Origin of the sequence: Shewanella sp., from assembly GCF_041630135.1 — a bacterium.
In the GTDB taxonomy this organism is placed as follows: Bacteria; Pseudomonadota; Gammaproteobacteria; order Enterobacterales; family Shewanellaceae; genus Shewanella.
The window spans coordinates 1-2,819 of record NZ_JBFKLW010000119.1 but is presented as its reverse complement, the minus strand read 5'-3'; the positions used below and the strand labels follow the sequence as shown (position 1 = coordinate 2,819).

Here is a 2,819-nt window from a genome sequence, read left to right as displayed (position 1 = left end):
GGACGACATGCTGGGTGGCCGCGCCATCTATGGCGCCGACAACCGCCCTGACGGGCTGCTTTATGCGGTGATTGCCCGTCCGCCGGTGTTTGGCAGCCAGCTTGAGTCCATGGATGACAGCGCCGCCCGCAAGGTCGCAGGCGTGCTGGATATTATCACCCTACCTGAGCCCAAGGGCGCACCGGCATATCAGCCGCTTGGCGGCGTTGCCGTGGTGGCCAGCAACAGTTGGAGCGCGCAGGAAGGCAGGAAGGCGCTCAAGCTCAACTGGAGCAAAAGCGCCAACGACAACTATAACAGCAAGACCTATCTCGATACCCTCAGGCAAAGGGTGCTTGAGCCCGGCAAAGTCGCCCGTGAGCTTGGCAGCCAGCCGGCAAACTGGCCAGCGGACAAGATGGTCAGCGCCACTTACACTGTGCCCTATCTGGCCCATGCGCCCATGGAGCCACCGGCGGTGATTGCCAGCGTGGATAAAAATGGCTGCGAGCTGTGGGCCAGTACCCAGACACCCCAAAGCACCCAGCAGAATGTGGCTGGCATGCTGGGTATCGACGAAGACAAGGTGAAGGTGAACGTCACCCTGCTCGGCGGTGGTTTCGGCCGTAAATCCAAGCCGGATTTCAGTGTTGAGGCGGCATTTATTTCCAGCAAAATCAACAAGCCGGTACTTTTGCAGTGGAGCCGTGAAGATGATCTAAGAAACGGCTATCTGCACGCCATCAGCGCCCATTACTATCAGGCCTGCATCGATGATAAAGGCAAGGTGCAGGCGATATTGTCGCGTACCGCCTTCCCATCCATCGGCAGCACCTTCGATGTTGCCGTGGATACCCCACAGCCGTTTGAGCTGGAGCTGGGTTTTACCGATATTCCCTGGGATATCAGTGCCGTGCGCTGCGAAGCCGTCAAGGCCGAAGGCCACACCCGCATCGGCTGGATGCGTTCGGTCAGTAACATTCAGCACGGTTTTGGGGTGGGCAGCTTTGTGGACGAACTCGCCATTGCCAATGGAAAATCCTGCACCGCCCAGTGGCGGGAACTGCTCGGCCAGGCGCGCATTGAAACCTTCGCCAATCAAGGCTTTGAATATGGCAATTATGGTGAAGAGCAGAGCCGTCATCCGGTGGATGTGGGCCGTTACCTTAAGCTGATTGACCGCGCCGAAGCGCTGATAGCGCAAAAGGCGGCGGGTAAAAACGAAGGTTGGGGCTTTGCCATTCACCGCAGCTTTGTTGCCTATGCCGCCGTGGCCATCAAGGTGCGGCTCGAAGCTGACAAGCTTACTGTGGTGGACGCTATCGCGCTGTTGGATGCCGGTACAGTAGTCAACCCAGACCGGGTGGCCGCCCAGATGGAAGGTGCGGTGATGTTTGGCCTGAGCCTTGCGCTCTTTGGCGAAATCGATTTCGACCAGGGCGCCGTGACCCAATCAAACTTCCACGACTACCCGCTGCTCAGACTGCCACAGTGCCCGTCGATTACGACTGAGATCATCGCCTCCAGTGCTGTGCCGGGCGGCGTGGGGGAACCCGGCGTGCCGCCGGTAGCTCCGGCCCTTGCCAATGCCATAGTGGCCGCTGGCGGCACGCGTTACCGCGAACTGCCGCTGTCAAAGCACCTCAAAATCTAAGTCATTTCGACTTTATCCAGGCCCTCGGCAACACTGAGGGCCTGTTTTTTTGGGCGCGGCACTTTGGCTTTGTTATACTCCAGCCCAACTCAGACCTGATGCCTGCTGCTATGTTCAACATCGCCCTCTATGAACCTGAAATCGCCCCCAACACGGGCAATATTATTCGCCTGTGTGCCAACAACGGCTGCGAGCTGCACCTGATTGAACCCTTGGGTTTTGATCTGGAAGAGAAAAAGCTGCGCCGCGCCGGGCTGGATTACAGCGATATGACCCGGGTGACCCGCCATAAAGACTTTGCCAGCTTTCTTGAAGCCATGGCAGGGCGACGCATTCTGGCCTGCACCACCAAGGGCAGTCGCCCTCACTCAGAGCTTGAATATCAAGCAGGTGATGTGCTGCTGTTCGGCCCCGAAAGCCGCGGTCTGCCGATGGAGATTATTAATTCGGTGCCCACCGAACAGCGCCTGCGCATTCCCATGGTGGAGTCAAGCCGCAGCCTGAACCTCTCCAACGCGGTAGCCATTATCAGCTACGAAGCATGGCGCCAGCAGGGCTTTGGCGGCGCCCGCTAAGCCGCCACCCTCACTGGGGCTGCGTGGCGCCTGCTTGCAGTGAGTGCATCGAAATCCCGCGGTACAGGCGGTACTGGGCGATGTCGTCATCGAGAAACTGCGACTGTTGCAGCCATTGCCAGCCCTGTTCCTTAGGTTCAAACAACAGCTGGATCAGCGCTGGCCGGTCGGTAACTACGCCTTCCCCCAGCAGTGAATAGCTGTCGCCGCGTCGATAAAGGCTGAATAGCTGCCCCTTGTCCTCGGTCACACCGTCAAAGTAGGTCAGCATGGCTTTGTCGCCCTGACGGCGAAACCACCAGGTTTCGCTGCTGGCATAACGCGCCCCCCGGCTGACACTGATAATCAGCTGATGGCGGTCGGCACTGCAAAGCACCTCGATTGAAAGGGATTTGGGCACTTCACCCGGGCGGGCGCCGGTGCCCTGCCATTGTCCGGCAAGGTTGGTGCACCAATCAGCAAAGGGCATCTCTGCCGCCGCCAAGGGCAGCGACACAGACAATGCACAAAGGGCAGAGTTAAAAGAGTTCGATATCGTCTTTACGGTAAAGATGTTCATCCCGATACAGCGCCAAGGCCTGATGAAGTGGCATACCCCGAAGGACAAGATC

Annotated in this window: 3 protein-coding genes; 2 read left to right on the top strand and 1 reads right to left on the bottom strand. The window is 58.6% G+C overall.

Annotated features, from left to right (window positions below; genetic code table 11):
* A partial coding sequence (locus tag ABYK60_RS18410) for a xanthine dehydrogenase family protein molybdopterin-binding subunit (RefSeq protein WP_372873444.1) occupies positions 1 to 1,633 on the top strand: 1,633 nt, incomplete at its 5' end.
* 110 nt (positions 1,634 to 1,743) lie between these two features.
* On the top strand, positions 1,744 to 2,208 hold the full coding sequence (gene trmL / locus ABYK60_RS18405) for a tRNA (uridine(34)/cytosine(34)/5-carboxymethylaminomethyluridine(34)-2'-O)-methyltransferase TrmL (protein WP_372873445.1): 465 nt from the start codon (positions 1,744 to 1,746) through the stop codon (positions 2,206 to 2,208).
* 10 nt (positions 2,209 to 2,218) lie between these two features.
* On the opposite strand, the gene ABYK60_RS18400 is transcribed toward trmL, so the two are convergent.
* On the bottom strand, positions 2,219 to 2,677 hold the full coding sequence (locus tag ABYK60_RS18400; RefSeq protein WP_372873443.1) for a hypothetical protein: 459 nt from the start codon (positions 2,675 to 2,677) through the stop codon (positions 2,219 to 2,221).
* Positions 2,678 to 2,819: the final 142 nt, after the last annotated feature.